Consider the following 22,459-nt stretch of genomic DNA (forward strand, 5'->3'; position numbering starts at 1 on the left):
GTATATCATTAAAAATGGCTGCGCTAATACAAGCACAGCCGAGTAATTAATTTTTATTTTTTTAAGTGTCTACTTGACTGGGTGATGTTCAAGACCGTTTTTTGCCATCTTTTCATGATTTCACTCGTGTCTGAACGCTCGTGTCACGTCCTTTTATTTTAATCCTTCTTCAATTTTCTTAATTTCGTCTGTGTTTAAGTTTTTCGCGATTTCGCCATCTTTTGTATCTACTTTCAATGCATCTTTCGCTTTATCCGAATGATAGAGTTCTACAATCTTTTTATATGTCTTGTTATCTTTATCTTTCGTCTGTGCAGCAATTACATTGATATACGGTGCAACATTTTTACTATTTGAATCTTCTAAGAAAATTGGGTCATCTTTCGGGTTGAGTCCTGCACGCGCTGCAACTCCGTTATTGATAATACTTGCTGCAACATCGGGTAATACTCTTGGTGTCTGCTGTGCATCAATCGGTTTAATCTTGAGGTTTAATTTGTTTTCTTTAATTTTATCAGGACCACCAAATAATCCAAAGTCATCAGATAACTTAATCAGTCCACCTGCTTCTAGTAAGCGAAGTGCACGCGCTTGATTTGTTACATCATCTGGAATTGCGATTGTTTCACCTTTTTTGATATCTTTAATATCTTTTACTTTTTCTGAATATACACCTAGTGGTGCAAATACTGTAGTTCCTACCACTGAAATATCAAGGTTGTGATCTTTCTTAAACTGATCCAAGAATGCGAAGTGCTGGAACGCATTTAAATCAATTTCACCTTCACTCAAAGCATTGTTTGGTGCTGTGTAATCCTGAAATTCTACAAACTCAATATTAATACCATCTTTTTTTGCTTCTTCTTTCACAACTTCCCATACTTTTGAATCTACCCCTGTAACACCGATCTTTACAGTCTTTTCTTTACTTTCTTTTCCCCCACATGCTGCAAGTACAACCACTAATGATAATAATAATACCCATAATTTTTTCATATTCTTTTCTCCTTTTATAATCTACTTGTATATATGCTTGCTACTTTGTTACCGATAAATTGTGTAATCTGTACTAATACAATCAGAATGACAACTGTAATAAACATGATCAGCACGTCAAATCTTTGATATCCATAAGTAAATGCTAAATATCCAATACCACCTGCACCGACAAGTCCTGCCACAGCTGAGAATTCTATTAAAGATACAGTTGTAAATGTCAGCCCTAATATCAATGCACCCGCCGCTTCTGGGATGAGTACTTTGAACAGTATGTCGAACTTGCTTGATCCCATCGCTTCTGCTGCTTCAATGACGCCTCTATCTACAGATACGATATTATTCTCTACAATTCGTGCGATAGAAAGCGATGCAGCAAGTGTCATCGGGAATATCGCTGCCCAGATACCGATAGATGTCCCGACAAGAAATCGTGTTATAGGTATTAAAGCTACTAGAAATATGATAAATGGAATCGGACGTATCGTATTGATAATGGCATTGAGTATGCTGTTCACTACTTTATTCTCGAGTATGTTGCCTTTTGCTGTTGCATAAAGCAATATGCCAAGCGGTAATCCAATTAGTGTTGCAAAGATTAACGTGATTGCCACCATGATCAGTGTATTGATCGTCTGTTCGATAATGACGGGGTAGAATGTTGTGATATCAGTTTTCAAATCCTTCAACCTCCTTTACTTTAATTCCTTTTCGTACGAGATCATCTAGCGCACTGTTTATCTGTCCTGGCTGTCCAACCGCTTCAATCAGTAGATTACCAAACAACTTATCGGTTAACTCCGTTATACCGCCGTATAAAATATTGAAATCTACATGATACTGGCGTCCAACCTCACTTAGTGCTGGCTTTAATATTTGTTCATGATTGAATATAAAACGATATAAACGTCGATTACTAATATTGATATCTTTAGGAATGTCGTCATTCAGCACACTGTGGACAAATCGTTTTGTAGTTGCATGCTGCGGTGAAGTGAATAACTCGAACACTTTATTCTGCTCAACAACCTTCCCTTTTTCCATTACAGCCACTTCATCACAAATCTTTTTGACGACCTCCATCTCATGCGTAATAATAACAATCGTAATATTGAGCCGCTGATTAATTTTCTTGAGTAATTCCAGAATATCATCCGTTGTCTCTGGATCCAGGGCACTCGTTGCTTCATCGCATAATAATATATCCGGTTCAGTTGCAAGGGCTCTCGCAATACCGATGCGCTGCTTCTGTCCTCCTGAAAGTTGATTCGGATAATCATCTTTCTTGTCACTCAGGCCAACAAAGCTTAAGAGTTCATCCACTCGCTCCTCAATTTCCTGCTTGCTATATTTCTTTGTCAGCTTTAATGGATATCGGATATTATCGCTGACTGTTTTCGATTTAAATAAGTTGAACTGTTGAAAGATCATTCCAATATTTTGTCGCTGCTTTCTAAGTGCACTTTCTTTCAATGCTGTAATCTCATTGCCTTCAACAAACACTTGACCTGTTGATGGCTTTTCAAGTCGATTGATTAATCTGAGTAAAGTAGATTTACCCGCACCTGAATATCCTACAATACCGAAAACCTGACCTTTTTCAATAGTTAAGTTGACATGGTCTAAAGCATTGATGTCACCTTTTTTCGTGCGATAAACCTTCGTCACGTCATGTACTTCAATAATTCCCATTCATTCTTTCCTCCTTAAAATAAAAAACGCTCACTTAGCTTGAGCTAAATGAGCGTTTCACGGTCAACATTTATCTGCCAAGCTAAAGCTTGATGGAATTAGCACAGTGCTCTATAAAGAGTCCGCTGCTGAGACTTCGTCGGGCCATATCCCTCTGTCTCTCTTGATAAAATATATTAAGTTGTTTTTTATATTACATGGGTTAGATTTATAAGTCAATGTCTTTTTAGAATTCATCCAACTTTTTTAATATTAGAAACTCGATATTCCTGTAAATTCTTGTACTCTGTAAATGACATCTTTAATGAATGACGGGTCTTTCTTCACTTCATAATCATCTGTAACATAGGCCTCTTCATTGTTCCACATCGCACTAAACTCCTGATTCAGTCGATGGAAGACAGGAAGATTGCTGCGTCCACTAATAATCACATCTGTCTCCATATTGTAGTCCCCAACATTACGACGTGTCAGATTTGCACTACCGAGTATCACTGTACTTGTCTTGCTGTCTTTATATTGGAATAACGTATACTTCGCATGAAATTGTTCACCATGACTTACCGCCCATTTTACTTGGATCCTATCATTTGATTTGGATACTAGCTCATGTGCGACCGGTTTATTTGGAATACCAGGTTTTTCCTTACCAAATGCTTCTTTATTCACATCTAGTATCATCTGAATCCCGACACCTCGTTTCGATGCTTTTATCAATGCTTTAATGATATCTCTGTCAGAAAGATAGAACATCCCCATCTTCACACGATCTCCCGTTTTCGTCATATTGATCTGTTCGAGCAGTGCAGCTTTAATCTTACCTTCCGTGACTAATGTTGTAGTATAGTCCATGTCACTACGATAGGCGCGATTGTTAATCTGAAAATCATTCTTATTCAAATTTCCACCACTCATGTTGAGTGCATGGACTTCACTATTAATCAAGTCTTCCTGCAGCTGTCCAGTGATTTTAACTGCAATATTCTGATGATGCGCACTCGAGTCATGGGGGTTGCTACTCGAGATTATCGCTGCATCTTCAGTGACTAATGTTTTTCTATGGTTCGCTTTCATATTCAGCAATCTGCCGAATCCTCTTACAGTAACATTTGGTGCGTCCTTAGAAAATATATTTGTGATTATTCCGTTCTCATTATTACCGAGCCATCTTAATGTCGGACGCCATAACCCGGAATAAAGTGGATTGGGATCTCTTAGTTTCACAAGATTCGTTTCATACAGTGCAATACCGTTATCGCGCAATTTTCTGTAGTGCTCTGGTGTATAGCTTCCATAAAAAGAATTGATGGGATCTGTCAGCATGTAGATGCGAATATTGGGACTTTCTTTTTTCTTATCAATCAATGCTTGTGTCAGTGTTTCTGTCAGCTTTGTGAATTTTTTTTGTCCGTCATATGTATCGTTGAATAAAAACATATCTAAAATGATAAAATCATCCGCTTCCTGAATCGTTTTCAATTGTTCATTGAATATTTCATGGTTATAATACATATGATTTTCTTTCTCGTACGTTTTATCTACAAGTAGTTTCACATCATTTGTCTTACTTGATTCAAACCATTTGCTGACGCCACCTGGCAATGGTTTGAACGCACCGTAGATGACACTGCATATATAAATGATACATCCTAGAATAACGAAATGCTTGAATTTAAACTTTGACTTTGACCTTGATTTTTTTGTCTTACGCATTTTATTCACAGGACGCTTTTTAGCTGTAGATTGCTTTCTTGTCTGAACTGCTTTCCTTTTTGTCGGCATAGCACACCTCCTCATATAAATTATAACAAAAAGCAGGGAGTTCCCTGCTTATTTTATAAATATAAATGATTTTTCCGGGCTATCAATAACGAAGATTCGTTGCCCTTTTGAATCAATCTGCTGTGCGTTTACCATGCGTTTAAATTCTTTTCTATCTATTTTTTTCGCACCTTTTACTTCATTTATCGTTTCAATATTTCTGACATGTTCAAAAGATGTTTTTCGTGGAAGTTCATATACGTTGCCATCTTTTAGTACATCACTCGGCTCAGAGATGATTTCCTCATCAATTAGAAATTGTATTAACTTCGTATCGTATATCGAAATCGGAACGTCATAACTTCCAGACTCGGTAACCATTCCATTCGATTTCATATGTTCATAATCGAAAGTAATACTATACTTTGTTTTTCCTGCTTCAAGATTTGAATTAAAACTTCTTTCTTTAATACTTGTTTCCAGAACTTTTATAAGCTTTTCTTTTTGTTTGTTATTCATGCTGTCACCCGTAAATGAATCGTTATTCACTTCATGGGTAATAGAAATTTGATCTTTTTTATGCTTACTAAGATCAAGTGCAGTGACTAGCGCTTTCATATTGTCTTCTGTATTGACACGCTTAATGTAGTTATCATAATCTTTTTCAAAGACTTCGTAATTTCTATCAACTACTCGACCATTATTCATAATATACTGAATATGTATCGTACGGATTGCTACATCATTGTTATATACACCTTTTTTTGCGTTCTTTAATTGTTTATGTGCATCGACAACACTATCAATAAATGCTTGATTGCTTACTTTCGTATCGTTCAGCAAATTTTGATTCATGTACATTTGATTATCATCTTCAAAAGTTGTTGCGACAGATGAGATTTCTTTTTTATCAGGTATAAATTGTTCACGCATATATCCTGAAATAAAAACTAACATCAACGCAGCAGCTACAATCGCGAACGAGGTGATATAAAGTCGCTTATCGAAAGTGATTCGAGCAGACTTTTGTGAAATCATTTCCATCAGTATGAACGCAACTGTAAATGCGATTGCATAGATGATGAGTGAAATAATCTTCATCTCACTAAATAATGAGCTGAATATCAATCCTCCTAGCATGGTCGCTATAAACAGCATAATAAAATAGATAATCAAATAGATAAACTGATTCGCATAAGGTTCATTGATGCGCTCATTCTTACGTCGCATATATGCATAATAAGAAAGTGCAATCATGACGATTGATATTACAAACACTACGACCAAATAGACAAAGTGATAGCGATCTGCAATCACGAATTCCATAAACTTTACAGGTATCGTAATATCATTAAGCAGCACAGTAGGATATTCCGAAAGACCTTTGAATAATACCATATGCGTTGTATAGATTAGTGTTCCCATAATTACCGGGGAAATAAGCAGTGCTATCGTCCCAACAGTATGACTTAAGTAATTATTTATCAATAAGCCTAATAATACAGTTAAACTAAAGATAAACAGGTGAATGAGTAAACTTAACAGTACCCATATCAGCGCTTTCTCAATATTTATGCCATTAAATTTAATCCCGAATATTAATGTGATAACACCGTTTATCAATAAATTGAGGAGCACATGCGTAAAATATGTTAGGTAAACTGTATTTAAAATACGATACCGTTTTATCGGCAGACTATGAATAAAGTCAGATGCACCTTGCCCTTTAAAGAAATAGGTAATAAAAATACCGCTTAACCCTGCATAAATCATTGTGCCAAAGAAATATAGCCCTGCTGTATTTAATGAGCCGATAATATACTTACTAATATTATTCGTACCTTCAACATCCATCATAAAATAGGAGAACGGCACTAAAATAAATGTACAGATGATATTAATTACCGTCAAAAACATGATATTGCGTGATAAGTTTCTGAACAGCGCTTTATTCCACAATGATGTTTTCAATTGCATAACCGTAACCTCCCAATTCATATGTAAAGATTTCTTCTAATGTGAGCGGTAGTATATCATAGAGCAGTGGATCTGCTGTTGTAATATATTCTTCTATTCTGTCTAGGTTGTCTTTTACGATACAAGTAACTACACGTCCTTTAGTCACTTTCTCAATAACATTCATCCCTTTATAGAATGATTCATCAGGTAATATGCTGAAAGCCATCTGAATCTTAGCTACATTTCCTTTTAAGTCATCGAGGTCACGCGTCATCAATACACGTCCTTCATGCATCAAAGTTACCGCATCACAGAAATCTTCCATCTCCCTTAAATTATGGCTAGACACGAACAAAGCCATGTCATGATTGGTAACATCCTGAATCAAGATGTTCTTGATTGTATGTCTGACAATCGGGTCTAATCCATCAAAAGGTTCATCTAGCAGCATAACTTTAGGACGTGCTGCAATCGCTAGTATAAATGCACATTGACGCTGCATACCTTTTGATAACTTTGCAATCTTCTTAGATGGATTCATATTAAGCACTTTTACAAGCTGTTTGTATCGTTCTTCACTGAAATCGGGAAACATCATTTTATAGAACTCAGACATCTCATCCAGACTCGCATGTCCAAAGAAATAAGGAATGTCAGAGATAAAGATCATATGTGCCTTATAATGGATGTCTTCGAATATATCCATATCATTTACTGTAATCTGTCCAGTATCACTTTTATAGATACCTGCAATTAGCTTGAGCAATGTTGTCTTACCTGCCCCATTACTTCCAAGTAACCCTTGAATTGAACCTTGCTTTATTATCAAGTCAACTTCGTCCACCGCTTTAAACTTTCCAAATGACTTGCTGACCTTATTCAGTCTGATTGTCATCGTGCTCACCCCTCATGTTTTCAATTGCTGCTATAATCTCTTCTTTCGTCAGACCTAGAAATAGTAATTCCTGCACTGTTTTATGCAAAGTCTCTGTTAACATGTTGATGCGCTCCTTATTCATCTCATTTTGAATGTTGTTTACAAAACTTCCTTTACCTGGGACTGAATAGGTGTAACCTAGATGTTCTAGTTCACGGTATGCCTTTTGAATGGTATTCGGATTGATGGTTAACTCCTGTGCTAATTGCCTTACAGACGGCAGCTGGTCATCTGGTAGCAGAACGCCATTCATCATTTGAAGCTTAAATCCATTGATAAGCTGCTCATATATCGGAATACGACTCCTATTGTCGATTGATATCATAAAACCTCTCCGTTCTACTGTATTAACTGTACTATATAATATAATACACCTAACACAGAATTCGTCAACCTTTTGACAAAAAAATAGCATCAGGAAACATCCTGATGCTATCTTCATTAAAGACTTGGTGATTTACCACCATCGATATTTACAGCAGTACCCGTAACATAACTTGCTGCATCACTTACTAAGAATGAAATGACATTTGCCGCTTCTCTAGTATCACCAATACGGCCAATCGGAATTTCAAACTTAGGATCTCTTGCATATTCTTCCCAAGGCTTTTCAGGTGCTTCCTCCTGCCAGCGTTTTTCAATCTGACCACTGCGAATCAGACCGATACATACAGCGTTCACACGAATATTATACTGTGCAAGATCCTTACTTAATGTCTTGGTCAATGCAAGTCCTGCTGCACGTGTGACAGAGGTTGGTGTTGTATCGGCTGGAGGGTTTTTGCCGGCAATGGCTGTAAGATTGACTATGGCGCCCCCATTCTTCTTAAGTTCCGGTAATGCTGCATGTAACATATGGAGCGCTCCGAATAGTTTGAGGTCAAGATCATCCTGCCAGTCATCCAGCGAAACATCTTCGAAATTTTTAGCAAACGCACTTCCTGCATTATTGATGAGTATATCAAGCTTTCCGTACGTATCGATTGCTTTTTGAACAAATTGTTTACAGTCCGTTTCCTTCGTAACATCACATACTTGATAAGATACTTGTTGTCCTGTCTGCTCCTTAATTTCCTTTGCAACATCAATCAGTTCGTCTTCATGACGGGAAGCAATCACTATATGAGCACCTTCTGCAGCTAATACCGTCGCGGTTTCCTTACCGATACCTTTACTTAAACCTGTAATTATAGCTACTTTGCCCTTTAAACCTAAATCCATATCCTCAGCTCCTTTCTCTTATCATAACAAATATTAAAGTAAGTATAAAAAAATGCACCTTATCAATAAGGTGCTATCATCCAATGGATAGGTTTAATTGCCAGTTGATACCAAACTGATCAGCTACCCATGCAAACTTCTCTGACACTGGATGCATCGGTGCAAGCGCCATCAGCACTTGTCCATCTTCCTTTAACTGATCATATAAGAATTCAATCTCTTCAGCTGATTCGCATTCAACCGCAAAACTAAGTGCCGGTGTAAAAGGAATATCTGTCCCATTCGCGTTATCTATCGCCATAAACTGTTCATTATGAATTGTAAACACTGCATGATTCACCGTCCCGGGTGCGCCTGGTCCTCGTTCATCATACTTAATCATAGAAATAATTTCACTATTACGAAATACAGAGGTATAAAATTCAATCGCCGCCTCTGCTTTGCCATTAAACATCATAAATGGTGTAATTTTCTTGTTTTTCATTATACATTCTCCTTGTGCTTTAATGCATATTTTTCTATAATCTTTTGATGTTTGGGGTACCACTCTATCAGTTCATCTTGCGTAAACAGTTCAAAGCTCTCGAATGTAAATCCTGGTGCGACCATACAGCCAACGAGACTCCAGCTGTCTTCTCCTTCAACAGTAGAAGCAAATATCGTGTTCTTTGGTACTAGATATTGTGGCACTTCACCCTTTTTGACATCAAGTCCAAGCTTAACAGACTGATAGCGCCCATCAGGATGAATCATATGAATCGTCAGTGAATGTCCCGCATGAAAGTACCATAATTCATCTGACTGTATACGATGAAAGTGTGAAATATTCCCTGACTCTAGTAAGAAATAGATACTTGTATATAGTCTTTTATCAGCTACTTTAATTTCGGATTGATATGTCTCATAGTAATAGCCACCTTCTGGATGTGGTTGTAATTGCAGCGTCTCTATAAAATCCTGTTTATTCATAATACCTCCTAAAAAAGCACTGAAATCGCTTCAGTGCTTACATATTATGCATTTACATTATGATGTACAGTCTGTACGTCTTCTAAATCTTCAATCGCGTCTACTAACTTTTCAAATACTTCTAAGTCGGAGTCAGATAAGTCTAATTCAGTCTGAGGTACCATCGAAAGTTCAGCTACAGTAAATTCTTCAATGCCCGCTTCTTTCAATGTATTCTGCACTGCTGCAAATTGATCAGGTTCTGCATAGACAATAACGTGTCCATCCTCTTCCATTACATCGCGTACGTCAATATCTGCTTCCATCAGGATTTCCAGCGTTTCATCTGCACTCTTACCATCAAATCCAAACACCGCAGTATTATCAAACATATAACTTACTGAACCGGATACCCCCATATTACCCCCGTTCTTACCAAATGCTGCACGAACATCACTCGCTGTACGATTAACGTTGTTTGTAAGGGCATCTACAATTAACATCGAACCACCAGGACCAAATCCCTCATAGCGTAGTTCGTCGTAGTTCTCTTCTGCACCACCTTTAGCTTTCTCGATAGCACGATCAATAATATGTTTCGGTACAGAGTATGTTTTTGCACGTTCAAGAACGAATTTCAAGTTTTGGTTCGATTCAGGATCTGGCTCACCAGACTTTGCTGCAACATAGATTTCACGACCGAATTTCGCATAGATTCTACTCGTATTCTTGTCCTTTGCAGCTTTCTTATCTTTGATATTGTTCCATTTACGACCCATAATATACACTTCTCTTTCAATAATTTATGTCATTATTATACACATTAATCCTTCATTACACAAAAAAGATTAAAGGCATGTGCCTTTAATCTTTTAAAATACTTGCTAATCGTAAAATATCTAAAATGATATTCAATAGGTTGATAAATAAGCTAAATCCCATCTCCTGTGGTGAGAAGTTCCCTTGTTTTAAACGGTTAAAGTCATATACTGTATACAAGAAGAAGATTGCAAGCCCTGCAATTGTAATCACCATCTGGAACATCGGTATTTGAATGAATATACCTAAGAAACTTGCGAATACTAATGCAATTAATGCTGGGAATAAAAGACGTCCCAAGTTAGATGCATCACCTACTACAAAGTATCCAACTAAACCGAAAGCTAAGAATGCTCCTACAGCAAGTGCAACGTTTTGATAGAAAGCGGCTTCACCTAATGTTGACATGTAGTACATAAATGTACCGTAACTTACAATCCCCATACCAAACGCCATTAAGTTAGAAATTAAGAATCCAAACTTACGTGAAGCACGCACGAATAACGATAACATTACAAGTGCAAAAATTGCCATAGAAACCGTGAATCTTAATCCCGCTGGCACAAATTGTCCTAAATATGTTCCTACCGCAAAGATGATCCAGTAATACATAAAGAATAAAAACGTTTGACGGTACGCTGACGCGCGTGTCACAGGTTGTGCATTATAATAATTATTCATATAATCCCTCATTTAACTAATGTTATATAATGATTATACAGTTTACAACTTATATTTACGAGTGATTTGATTATACAAACAGGCTGAAAATCATAATAAAGATGATCCCACTAACAGATATGATTGTCTCTAGAAGCGTCCATGTCAGCACCGTCTCTTTAATGGATAACCCGAAGTATTCTTTAAACATCCAGAATCCTGCATCATTTACATGTGATGCGATGACACTTCCGGCACCTGTTGCAAGAACAACTAATGCCAAATTCACATCGGAAGCTTCCAGTAATGGAATAACGATACCTGTCGTAGAAATCGCAGCAACTGTTGCGGATCCTAAAGCAATTCTAAGTACTGCTGCAACAAGCCAGGCTAACAGAATCGGAGAAAAGTCTGAATGCGTAAATAACGTTTCGACATGCTTACCTACGCCACCGTCGATCAATACCTGTTTAAATGCGCCACCTGCACCGATTATCAGAATCATCATTCCAATTGGATAGATTGCATCTGTAACTGACTGCATCACATCTTTCATCTTACGACCTCTTGAAAGACCCATTGTGAATACTGCAATCAATATTGAAATCAGCATGGCAGTAGATGCATCCCCAATTAGGTAAATAGCCTTGATCAGTCCGTTTACATTTATCCCTTGTGCTTCTACCATTAATTTAACAATTGTTGAAATCAGCATTAATAATACAGGGAATAATGCTGTAAGTGTACTAATGAAAAAGCCTGGTGTTTCCTCAATTTTAAAATTCACGTTTTTACCTAACGATGAGATATCCCCTTCACGTGTGAATGCTGTCGGCGCAATTTTCTTCGCAAGCTTTGTAAATAGCGGTCCTGCAATGATTGCCACTGGAATTGCAATGATAAAGCCATATATTAATACTTCTCCAAGATTTGCACCATATTCTTTTGCAATCATGACCGGTCCAGGATGTGGTGGCAGGAAACCATGCGTTACAGAAAGTGCTGCAGCCATAGGAATACCTAAATAAAGTGCTGGTAGTTTCGTTTCTTTCGCAATGGTATATACAATCGGAATCAGTAACACAAGACCGACTTCAAAGAATAACGCAATTCCTATGATGAATGATGCCACAACAACAGCCCACTGAATATGTTTTAGTCCAAATTTGTCGATGAGCGTATGTGCAATTCTCGTTGCACCACCACCATCAGCAAGCAACTTCCCAAGCATTGCGCCTAAACCAAAGATGAGCGCAATATGTCCAAGGGTGCCACCCATACCTGCTTCAATCGTAGCCACGACTTTATCTAAAGGCATTCCGAGCATCAGCGCTGTTAAAAAAGCGACGATAATTAATGATATAAACGTGTTAAGTTTGAGTCCCATAATTAAGACCAGTAAAATAATAATCGCGATAGCGACTGTAAATAATGGCCATTGTTGTACGATAAAATCCATTATATTTCCCTCTTTTCATATTTTCTTTGAAATGCAGCAATATCATCATACGTTTCCATCAATTGCTGTGTCATTTTAATATAAATCGGTAATATCTCACGATAGATGTATACATTTTCCTGAATCGGCTGATGTGGCTTTGTTGCACCAACCATAGCACTGACATGGTCAAAGTTATCTTTTTCTCCGATGGCAATTTGACCGAGAATAAAAGCACCGAGACAAGAACTTTCGATACTCTCTGGTACAATCACTTCATGTTCAAAAATATCGGACATCATCTGTCGCCATAGTGCACTTTTTGCAAATCCTCCTGTTGCCTTTAATGTCTTCACTTCTTCATCCATCAGCACAGAAAGCGCAATATAAACTGTATAGAGATTAAAGATGACACCTTCAAGTGCCGCACGAATCATATGCTCTTTTTTATGCGAGAGGGTTAATCCAAAGAATGAGCCACGCACATTGGCATTCCAATGTGGCGCACGTTCTCCTGCGAGGAAAGGATGAAAGATCAAGCCATTACTCGCTGGTGGCACACGTTCAGCAATTTTAGTCAATACTTCATAGCTATCGACACCGAGGCGCTTTGCTGTCTCAATCTCACTTGAAGCAAACTCATCACGTATCCAGCGCAAGACGACACCACCATTATTCACCGGGCCACCAATGACCCATTTGTCCTTCGTCAGAGCATAGCAGAACAATCTCCCTTGACTGTCTGTTTTCGGTTGATCAATTACTGTGCGAATCGCACCACTTGTACCAATGGTTACTGCAACTTCTCCAGGCTTAAATGCATCTACACCGAGATTACTAAGCACACCGTCACTCGCACCGATAACAAACGGTGTGTTGACATCAATATTCATCATTTCTGCATAATGCTTATCAATGCCTGTTAATAGTGTCGTCGTATCTACAGCTTCCGATAGCTGACTTTTATCGATTTCTAAAAGCTTAAGCACTTCATCATCATAATCAAGCTGATGAATATTAAATATACCCGTGGCACTTAATATAGAATAATCTTCGATATATCTTTTAAAGAGCTGGTAGAACACATAACCTTTTATACCAATGAATTTTTTAGTCGACTGATAAAGCTTGGTTTCTGTTTCTTTCAACCATAACATCTTGGTCAACGGGCTCATTGGATGAATCGGTGTCCCTGTTCGATGATAGATAGCAAGACCATCATGTTCCCGGTTAAGCTTTTCTGCATACTGATAGCTCCGATTATCTGCCCATGTAATACTATTGGTAAGTGGTTTATTATGTTCATCCATCAAGATCAAACTATGCATTGCACTAGAAAAGCTGATAAAATCAATTTCGTTTTTTGCGGCTTCTGCTTTTTTCACAACCACTCGGATAGTTTCTAACACCGCTTCAAAGATTTCATTCGGATATTGCTCAGCTGTATCTGTAGTGGGTGTTAATAACGGATACTCAACATGATGTATCCCTACTATATCTTGATTTTTATAGATTACCGCTTTTGTACTCGTTGTACCTATATCTACGCCTATTTTGAACACTATATTTCCTCCTTCGTCTGCGAATAGAATAAATCATCTATTTCTTCATGGACATCATCGAAATTCATATGAAGTACTTCTTTATAACCTTTTCTATCTCTTTGTTCGACAGTCAAGATATATTCATGATGATTCTTAAAGATGCGTTCAAAATCATCTTTATTAAACTTCATTCTTTTCTCCATCGAAATTAGGTTCAGTATAAGCATTGTGGGTTTAATGCTGATCCATAACTTTTCTAACTGCTTATGGTGAATACTTTCAATCATCGTTTGATGAAAAAGAATGTCTTGTAATGCAAACTCTGCAGCATCATCAAATTTAACCGCTACTTTCATCATCTCAAGTTTCTTATGGAGCTCCAATACAACTTTAGATACATCCTTTTTACTCATTCTTTCAAAACTGAAGCTTTCGATCATCAATCTCATGTCATAAAGCTCTTTTATATCATTTTCTGATAAAGCCATTATCACTGCACCCATACGCTCTAAACGAATCAATTTATCATTAGATAAAATCTTTAAGGCATCTCTTACGGGTGAACGACTCACTTCATACATCTGTGCTAAAGTATTCTCCGAGAGCTTCTCTCCATCTTTAATCTGATTTGAAATAATTTTATATCTCAAATCCAATGCTATCTGCTCTCCTGTTGAAAGTTGATCCATCCATTGTTTAGGTATCATGGCTTACCTCCGTCTACTTGTATACAAGTATGGTAATATAAAATCAATAAATTGTAAACGCTTTCGTTTGAAATAAGAAATAAAGATAGATAAAGTGATGACTTTATCTATCTTTTTTCTGTAATCAAAGCAATTGATTCAGTTCATCTATGCCATCATGAAATTCGTGTTGCCCGGATTGTTTTGTAATGATATTCATCTGTGGAAATCTTTGTTGCCAGCAAGCTTGGTGTTTAATGTCTACACGATTATCATCAACAGACTGAATGTGCGTAATAGGTACATTGATGTATGACTGTGCATTATCTCGCAATTCATTGTCCTTATCACTAAACTTGTCATCACAGCCAAACAAAGGTGACCCTATAAGAATCACTTGTTTAATTTTTTGAGTCACTTGATTTTCAGTTAAATACTTCATAATTACAGTACCACCGAACGAGTGCCCAATTAAAGTGACAGGTTCATGATCATCAATTTCATTCAGACTTTCAATAAATGGTTCCACCCACAATTCATAAACTTGTCCTTTTTCTCTCGGATAATGTTGTTTATGCCATACGTACTTCCCTTGCGGAATGGTTCTTAGCAATGGATTACTTCCACTCTCTTTTGTTTGTTCACTTGCACTATGTACAAATACAATATGTTCCATTTTTATCACTCCTAAAAAAATTCGGGTAAACTATTAACAGTTTACCCGAATGTATATGATTTAATTAAAAAATATGTGTAATAAAGTTAACAGCAAAATAGATAATTGCTGCAATTAAGGCCGAAATCGGCAATGTAATCACCCATGTAATAATCATACGCTGTGCCGTCGTCCACTTCACGCCTTTTACACGGTGGCTCGATCCTACACCTAGAATTGAAGAAGATACAACGTGCGTTGTGGATACAGGTAGATGAAAATGTGTTGCTCCAAAGATGATAAAAGCAGATGACAAGTCTGCTGCAACACCATTAGCCGGACGAATTTTCATGATATTACCACCAACTGTTTTAATGATCTTCCATCCACCAACTGCTGTACCTAATCCCATCGCAGCAGCACAGGAGATTTGAACCCATGTCTGAGGTTCGGTACTTCCAGTTTGCATCCCAGCAGAGATTAATGCCATCGTAATAATACCCATCGCCTTTTGCGCATCATTTGAACCATGAGCAAATGCTTGCGCTGCTGCTGTGAATATTTGCAAGAACCTAAAATTACGATTTGTCTTTGTTAAGTTTGCATTCTTAAATATTGTTTTAATAATAGTATACATAATATAACCAACGATGAATGCAAGTAATGGTGAAATCAATAATCCTACAATAATCTTCGTAAATCCTGCATATTCCAGAATTCCAAAACCACCTGATGCAATTGCAGCACCTGCAATTGAGCCAATCAATGTATGTGATGACGAACTCGGAATCCCAAAATACCATGTGATTAAGTTCCATGTAATCGCACTGATTAATGCCGCAAGGATGACCACTTGACCATTTTGTAACGTAAATGGGTCTACAATATCTTTCGTAACCGTCTTCGCTACCCCATGAAAAAGAATCGCCCCGATAAAGTTAAGCACAGCAGCCATCAAGATTGCATGACGTGGCTTCAGTGCTTTCGTTGAAACTGCTGTTGCTATTGCGTTTGCCGTATCGTGAAAACCGTTGATAAAATCAAAAGCTAACGCGAAGAATACAATCGCAAATGTAAAAATAATAATCGGTTCCATAAAAATGCTCCTTAACTATTCTTCATAATGATAGATTCGAGTATATTCGCAACTGCCTGGCATTTATCAGCAATATCTTCTAAAGACTGATAAATATCCTTTACTTTCATCACAGTTAACGGATCCGTTTCTACAGATAAAATATGTTTGATTGACTGTCTTAAAATACCGTCACAGTTTGTTTCATGCTCCTTAATATTAATCGAATGTACGCGCACATGGGATAACTTCTTCTCAGCAACGAGCGTCACTGCGGTCTTAATTTCTTTTGCGCACCCTTGAATATTCTGAACAAATTCAGCCATATACTCATCTGAGTATTCAATTGAGTACATTTCAAACATTGCTGATGTTTCTTCCATAGCGTCCATGACATCATCAATCGCGTTGGAAAGAGCAAGAATATCTTCACGTTCAATCGGTGTGATGAATGTTTGATTTAAATCTGAAATCATTTGGTGCATCAGTTCATCACCATTGGTTTCATAGGCTTTAATTGTATCTGCATATTTCTTTAGATCAAACGCATTGTGAAATGTCATCTCACCAAATGCTACTGCAGCACGATCTAGATTCTCTGCCATCGCTTCTAATTGAACCGCAAACTTATCTTTCTTCTTATTAAACATGTTACTGCCTCCTAATATTTTCACCATAGTTATCTACATCGCTATTTTAAAGGAAATTGTTAACTTTTAATAGCGTTTTGTTAAAAATGTATTAAGTCTGTAAAGTAAGCGTTTGCAAAACGTTGGTATAGTCAACCTTCTTTACATTCTTTACAAAAATGTAATATAAAAATTTAAATGAACGTATAAAAAACGACTGTATCATACAGCCGTTTGTTACTTTGTATACTGTTTTTCTATACCCTTTGCTTTATCTTCCTGAAAGCGAGCAATACGCATCTCGACATCAAAGATTTTCATCGAAAGATGATACATCGGTAATTGTGTCAATATATAGAGGATCCATGGTATTGTAGGTTCATAATCATGAAGTGCAATGATAAGGGTGTCAGTATGCTTCAGTCTTCTAAACTCCATGCGTGCACGACTTGTTAGTGTATTTTTGTATAATGCACCTTCTGTTATCTTATAGACCATTCTATTTTCATCACTTTTTGCTTCATCCTCACATAACGTAAGTACATGCTTGCCCGCTGCATAAATCGTATATCCGTTATCCTGACGTTTTACGTTGATAATATTAAACGCCATATCACTCAACCAGCTAAAATAATAATGACTCAAATCTGTTATCGTCCAGTCTGATGGCATCAACGTACGTTGAATACTTCTTACATCATTGATTTCTGAACTCTGTGTTTGTGCGACTATTCCTTTACGCTTAATTGAAGTGGTTGAGACATGAACAGGTGTTTTATAGCTACGCAGAATATCCAATGTTTCTTGATCTTCTGTTGTACCAGATACATAGAAAATCGCTTTCAATTGTGTGATTTCTGCAGCGCGTGCAAAATTATCTGCACTGATAGCATTGATATCACGAAACTTTGTATCGTTCATCCTGCTGGAACGTTTGTTAGGATCAATAAAGTATATCCCAAAATCTACATGGGCCATTGCATCAATACAGTCATTCAAAGAGAATATATCGCCAGTCAGCCAGGTGATGCCTTCTAATGGTCTGCTCGGATATTTACTCATCGCATAAATATCATACTGCGCTGTCAATTGACTTGATATATACTTACCGATATATCCTGTTGCGCCTGTGAGTAATACTTTATCTTTCAAGGTGCATTCCTCCTGCTATTTCGTTTTCGTTGTAAGCGGTTCTTCTTCTAACGTATTGTACAATGCTTGATCAGTAAACGTGCTCAGAAACTTAATCACTTTATCATATGTTATTTGAGATTCCTTTAGATTCATATGAAATTGATATTGATGTCTTAATCGATGTGAGCCATCAAAAAATGACGTCGAATTCGGTACTTGATTTTCTTGCAGCACTTTGAGCAGTTCTTTTGCCTGACTTTCAAATGGGTCTGCATCTCCTACTGTCAGAAATGTTGGAGGGTACTTTCCTGTTACCTGCTGTGTGATAGACATTTGATCAATCTGTTTAAAATCGCGCTCCCAATATTTTTCTCCAGTATAGCTTTCCATAAAATCTTCAATTCGTGGAAATTTCGTTGCTCTTACGGTATCCATATCGTATAATCCACCAAATAATATTACCCCTTTAATATCATCCGGTGTAAAGACCGCCTCTTCCTGCATTTCTTTCCTTAATAATTCATTCGTCTGAAGTGCTGCAAACTGCGCTGCAATTTGTGCTCCTGCTGAATCTCCACCAATAATAATTTGATTAAAGTCAATCGGAAGATGGAATGTATTACGCTTCATAAACTGTGCAGCTTGCTTTTCCTGAATTAAAGGCACGGGATATTGATGGGCAGGTGCAAGCGCATAGTTCATATTTGCAATAATAAATCCACGCTCTGCAATACGCGCAAGATAAGCATTTTTATGTTTTTTATCACCTGCGATATATCCTCCACCATGGGTCCATATAATAAGCGGTAATTTATCTCCAGCTTTAATTTTCTTTGGCATAATAATATCCATTTCTGAGTTCGGCGCACCTTTACCGTATTGGACGTCAGAAATCAGCTTAACATTCATTGCCACGCCAAGTTCATCGAACACCGTATCATGATTTAATGCGGGATTTTCTTTTTTATACCAGCCAAAAACTAATGAGAACACCATTACAGTTAATGCAACTAAAATTATGATTAATAAGTATGTTTTCTTCATTTCTTATTCCCTTCAATCTACACTAATTATAACATTATCATCCGTCCATATAAATAAAAGCCAGGAAAACACAACGCTTACGCGATGTGATTTTTCCCTGCCTTTTTACGCTTAATATATTTAAATAACAGTCCTAGGCATAGTAATAATCCTACATAGCCCATTATTGGGTACACTGTTCCTACAAGCTCTACAAAGCCGACAAAACTTAAAGCATAACCAATAACCATCGATACGATAAGTAAAATAATATACTGTTTTGAATATGGTGTTGTAAGGCGCGCTGTAAATGAATACATCAAACCGACGATTGTATTATACATCACCATCAGCATAATAATGCTTAACGCTAAACCAAGCACCGGGTGAATCATACGACCTAAAACTAAAGTTGGTATCGCTGAATCTTGAATTAATTCCAGTTCACTCAGTAAGCCAGAGTTTACCATCAATAATAGTACGAGTAATGTAATCCCACCGATAAAGGCCCCACGTCCTGCAATACGTTTCTTCGAGGCATCACTACCGATTGCGGCTAACATACTATATCCAGTAGCAAATGCTAAGCCGCCATAGTTTAATCCTGAGAACCACCATAGCGAACCTTCCGGAAGAAACTTCGATTTAAATGGCTGCTTTGAAGGATCGATATATTTATCTACTTCGCTTAATGGCACATGCCCTTTAAAGAAGAAATAAACTGCAATAATTGTTACAACTATAATCAAGAATGGCGTTACAACTCCAAGCGCGCTAACAATCTTATTAAAGTCCAGCAGCAACGTACCTACTACAGCACAAATCATAATTAACGATCCTAACCATATCGGGATTCCAAAACTTTCATGAAACGCACTCCCTGATCCTGCGACCATGATGACCGATATCGCATATAAGAAAAACACTAAAATATAGTCAATGATTTTACCAAATTTTTCACCAAAAAGGTATGTAATCGTTGGTTCATGACTATCTACATCTAATCCATAACCAACCTTACTGATTTGACGACCAAAGAACGTCAACATAATTCCAGAAATAAGTATTGCACAATAGCTGTAAATACCATAGTTCGTGAAAAATTTTAAAACTTCCTGACCTGTTGAAAATCCAGCACCTACAATCACACCCACGTAAGCTGCACCGATTTTCATTGATTCTATATTGCCTTTAGACATCCAACCTCTCCCTTAATATAATAAAAGACTTGCTATGATTATTTCACAACAAGTCTTTAATACCCGAAATTAAAGGTCATAAACGTTAAATTTGATTTTGTTCTTCAGGTAGTCCAAATGTTTCGCCTTCAGGTGCCTTGGAACGTGTGATAAATAAGGCCGTAATTAAACCTATGAGTGTAAGAGCTATCGCAAACCAATAAGCGTGATGTACACCATATGTCAGTGCCGCTTGAGTCTGTGAATGGGTAGGATTACTTATTCCTTCTAATGCATTTTGCTGGCCATGCGTCATTATACTTACAAAGACTGAAATTCCCATAGCACCGGCAATTGGTTGTATCATGTTACCGATTGCTGTTCCATGCGGATACAAATGTTTTGGTAGCTGATTGATTGCATTCGTATGACTTGGCATCATAATCATCGAAATAGATACCATGAGCACCATATAAACAATGATAAATATATATAATGGTATACCTGGGTGAATCGTCGAGTAGAATATCATGACGAGTATCAGAACAACCATACCTGGAATGATCATCTTACGTGGACCAATCTTATCAAATATTCGTCCCATAACCGGGCTCATCGCGCCATTTAATAAAGCACCCGGTAACAGGATCATACCTGCAACTTTGGCACTAAATTCCATCGGCCCTTGCAAGTACATCGGCATCACAATCTCAGAAGCAAACATCGCCATAACAACCACAACAAAGATAAACATCCCTTTACTATAGTTGCTATACTTAAATACGGACATATCAAGTAGCGGTGATGTCAGATGATTTTGACGGTAAATAAAGATGATCAAGGAAATGAGTCCAATAACGATCGGCAAGAATACTGCTTTATTGCTAAATCCACCTTCTATATTCCCGACAGAGCTAAAGCCATATATAATACCTGCAACACCGATTGTTGATAAGACAACGCTGAATATATCGATTTTCGGTTTTGTCACTTCACCGACATTATCCAGATATTTAAACGCAAATCCAATCGAAAATAGAACGAATGGTACGACAGCAAAAAACAACCATCTCCATCCTAATGTGTCAACGATTACGCCAGAAAGTGTCGGGCCAATTGCTGGCGCAAACATCATTACAAGACCAAAATTCCCCATGACCTTTCCACGTTCATACGGCGGGAATAATAGCAGCATGGCATTCATAATAACAGGTATCAATAATCCTGTACCTGCAGCCTGAATCATTCTGCCCGCTAAGAGCATAGGGAAATTCACTGCACACCCTGCTACCAATGTCCCGATAAGAAAGATCGACATCAATCCTATAAATAATTGTCGCGTTGTAAACCACTGTATTATAGTCGCAGATAATGGCATCAATACTCCCATAACAAGCATAAATCCAGTAGCAAGCCACTGCACAGTCGGTGCATCCACATGAAAAACTGTCATAATCTTCGTTAGCGCGATATTCAGTAAAGTTTCATTTAAAAAGGTAAAGAATGCACCAATTAAAAATGTAGTCATAATTATAGTAGATTTTTTCATATTTCCTCCGAAATTATAGATGTCTATACATCTTAAAGTACAATATATATAAAAACAATACCTCACGTTCATTATTTTATATGCTTATTGTTATGAAGTATAATTATTTGCATTTCATAACGCCTTATCTCATTATGAAATTAACTTGATAAAAGGAGCTTGTTATGGAACTTAACAAACAAATCTTACAGACATTTGTACGCGAAGCACATGTACGTGATTTTGAAAGTCATTCTGAAGAACCTACTGTAATGCATCGAATAGATTATGAAATAAGCCAGGAAGATCCGCATCTGTTTGAGTTTAAACTCACCTTTATGTTTGGTCATTTCGGCACACAGGTTGATGGCGTCATTGAATCTACATTACTGATTCAAGCTGATTCTGAGATTAATATACTACAAGAAATTAAAGCAAATGAAACCATGTTCGCACTTCCATTGTACGCAAAAGCATCGGCACTCGTTACAAAGCTATCCGAAGACAGAGGTCAATTTCCAATAATCGTTCCAATAGAGATATGGCTGGAACAATAAAAATACGCCTGACATCTAA

General features: G+C 37.2%; 23 protein-coding genes and 1 riboswitch. Of the genes, 1 reads left to right on the top strand and 22 read right to left on the bottom strand.

Annotated elements, in window-relative coordinates:
• Positions 1-153 precede the first annotated feature (153 nt).
• From CD152_RS02230 to CD152_RS02335, 22 genes are all read right to left on the bottom strand, one after another.
• Positions 154-996, bottom strand: a complete 843-nt coding sequence (locus CD152_RS02230) for a MetQ/NlpA family ABC transporter substrate-binding protein (protein ID WP_103214323.1) — start codon at positions 994-996, stop codon at positions 154-156.
• Between the two features lie 14 nt (positions 997-1,010).
• Positions 1,011-1,676, bottom strand: coding sequence for a methionine ABC transporter permease (locus tag CD152_RS02235; RefSeq protein WP_012656326.1), 666 nt, complete (start codon positions 1,674-1,676; stop codon positions 1,011-1,013).
• A complete protein-coding gene (locus CD152_RS02240) occupies positions 1,666-2,682 on the bottom strand; it encodes a methionine ABC transporter ATP-binding protein (RefSeq protein WP_111626107.1) in 1,017 nt (338 codons plus the stop codon). The genes CD152_RS02235 and CD152_RS02240 overlap by 11 nt, the downstream gene beginning before the upstream one ends.
• 73 nt (positions 2,683-2,755) lie before the next feature.
• Positions 2,756-2,861, bottom strand: a riboswitch (SAM riboswitch).
• Between the two features lie 79 nt (positions 2,862-2,940).
• A complete protein-coding gene (locus CD152_RS02245) occupies positions 2,941-4,470 on the bottom strand; it encodes a phospholipase D family protein (protein ID WP_101140425.1) in 1,530 nt (509 codons plus the stop codon).
• Between the two features lie 48 nt (positions 4,471-4,518).
• Positions 4,519-6,426 (bottom strand): hypothetical protein, encoded by a 1,908-nt coding sequence (locus tag CD152_RS02250; protein WP_101140426.1) that lies wholly within the window; start codon positions 6,424-6,426, stop codon positions 4,519-4,521.
• Positions 6,398-7,303, bottom strand: coding sequence for an ABC transporter ATP-binding protein (locus tag CD152_RS02255; protein ID WP_103214324.1), 906 nt, complete (start codon positions 7,301-7,303; stop codon positions 6,398-6,400). Before CD152_RS02255 ends, CD152_RS02250 begins: the two co-directional genes overlap by 29 nt.
• Positions 7,284-7,670, bottom strand: a complete 387-nt coding sequence (locus CD152_RS02260) for a GntR family transcriptional regulator (protein WP_101140458.1) — start codon at positions 7,668-7,670, stop codon at positions 7,284-7,286. Before CD152_RS02260 ends, CD152_RS02255 begins: the two co-directional genes overlap by 20 nt.
• A 116-nt stretch (positions 7,671-7,786) precedes the next feature.
• On the bottom strand, positions 7,787-8,566 hold the full coding sequence (locus tag CD152_RS02265; protein WP_103214325.1) for an SDR family NAD(P)-dependent oxidoreductase: 780 nt from the start codon (positions 8,564-8,566) through the stop codon (positions 7,787-7,789).
• Between the two features lie 76 nt (positions 8,567-8,642).
• Positions 8,643-9,050, bottom strand: coding sequence for a VOC family protein (locus CD152_RS02270; RefSeq protein WP_101140429.1), 408 nt, complete (start codon positions 9,048-9,050; stop codon positions 8,643-8,645).
• Positions 9,050-9,535: a cupin domain-containing protein gene (locus CD152_RS02275; protein WP_101140430.1), complete on the bottom strand. Its 486-nt coding sequence runs from the start codon at positions 9,533-9,535 to the stop codon at positions 9,050-9,052. The genes CD152_RS02270 and CD152_RS02275 overlap by 1 nt, the downstream gene beginning before the upstream one ends.
• A gap of 44 nt (positions 9,536-9,579) precedes the next feature.
• Entirely contained in the window at positions 9,580-10,293 is a 714-nt protein-coding gene (locus CD152_RS02280) for a YebC/PmpR family DNA-binding transcriptional regulator (RefSeq protein WP_101140431.1), read from the bottom strand.
• Between the two features lie 85 nt (positions 10,294-10,378).
• Positions 10,379-11,014, bottom strand: coding sequence for a Bax inhibitor-1/YccA family protein (locus CD152_RS02285; protein WP_012656316.1), 636 nt, complete (start codon positions 11,012-11,014; stop codon positions 10,379-10,381).
• Between the two features lie 70 nt (positions 11,015-11,084).
• On the bottom strand, positions 11,085-12,452 hold the full coding sequence (locus CD152_RS02290) for a gluconate:H+ symporter (RefSeq protein ID WP_101041824.1): 1,368 nt from the start codon (positions 12,450-12,452) through the stop codon (positions 11,085-11,087).
• Positions 12,452-13,996 (bottom strand): gluconokinase, encoded by a 1,545-nt coding sequence (gene gntK / locus CD152_RS02295; RefSeq protein WP_165982997.1) that lies wholly within the window; start codon positions 13,994-13,996, stop codon positions 12,452-12,454. The genes CD152_RS02290 and gntK overlap by 1 nt, the downstream gene beginning before the upstream one ends.
• Positions 13,993-14,682 (bottom strand): GntR family transcriptional regulator, encoded by a 690-nt coding sequence (locus CD152_RS02300; RefSeq protein ID WP_101039812.1) that lies wholly within the window; start codon positions 14,680-14,682, stop codon positions 13,993-13,995. Before CD152_RS02300 ends, gntK begins: the two co-directional genes overlap by 4 nt.
• Before the next feature lie 124 nt (positions 14,683-14,806).
• Positions 14,807-15,337 (bottom strand): alpha/beta fold hydrolase, encoded by a 531-nt coding sequence (locus CD152_RS02305; RefSeq protein ID WP_101035366.1) that lies wholly within the window; start codon positions 15,335-15,337, stop codon positions 14,807-14,809.
• Between the two features lie 64 nt (positions 15,338-15,401).
• Positions 15,402-16,412, bottom strand: coding sequence for an inorganic phosphate transporter (locus tag CD152_RS02310; RefSeq protein WP_012656311.1), 1,011 nt, complete (start codon positions 16,410-16,412; stop codon positions 15,402-15,404).
• Positions 16,413-16,423: 11 nt separating this feature from the next.
• The gene (locus CD152_RS02315; protein WP_012656310.1) at positions 16,424-17,041 is read right to left on the bottom strand and encodes a DUF47 domain-containing protein; all 618 of its coding nucleotides are present in this window, start codon (positions 17,039-17,041) and stop codon (positions 16,424-16,426) included.
• 216 nt (positions 17,042-17,257) lie between these two features.
• Positions 17,258-18,172, bottom strand: a complete 915-nt coding sequence (locus CD152_RS02320; RefSeq protein ID WP_101035367.1) for an NAD-dependent epimerase/dehydratase family protein — start codon at positions 18,170-18,172, stop codon at positions 17,258-17,260.
• A 15-nt stretch (positions 18,173-18,187) separates the two neighbouring features.
• The gene (locus CD152_RS02325; RefSeq protein ID WP_086038130.1) at positions 18,188-19,198 is read right to left on the bottom strand and encodes an alpha/beta hydrolase; all 1,011 of its coding nucleotides are present in this window, start codon (positions 19,196-19,198) and stop codon (positions 18,188-18,190) included.
• A 77-nt stretch (positions 19,199-19,275) separates the two neighbouring features.
• Complete coding sequence (locus CD152_RS02330; protein WP_101031257.1) at positions 19,276-20,376, bottom strand: YkvI family membrane protein; 1,101 nt, start codon at positions 20,374-20,376, stop codon at positions 19,276-19,278.
• Positions 20,377-20,461: 85 nt separating this feature from the next.
• Entirely contained in the window at positions 20,462-21,904 is a 1,443-nt protein-coding gene (locus CD152_RS02335; protein WP_103214326.1) for a DHA2 family efflux MFS transporter permease subunit, read from the bottom strand.
• A 164-nt stretch (positions 21,905-22,068) separates the two neighbouring features.
• Between CD152_RS02335 and CD152_RS02340 the strand changes: the two genes are divergently transcribed.
• Positions 22,069-22,440: a hypothetical protein gene (locus CD152_RS02340; RefSeq protein WP_101039807.1), complete on the top strand. Its 372-nt coding sequence runs from the start codon at positions 22,069-22,071 to the stop codon at positions 22,438-22,440.
• Positions 22,441-22,459 lie beyond the last annotated feature (19 nt).

Origin of the sequence: Macrococcoides caseolyticum, assembly GCF_002902665.1 — a bacterium.
GTDB lineage: Bacteria > Bacillota > Bacilli > Staphylococcales > Staphylococcaceae > Macrococcoides > Macrococcoides caseolyticum.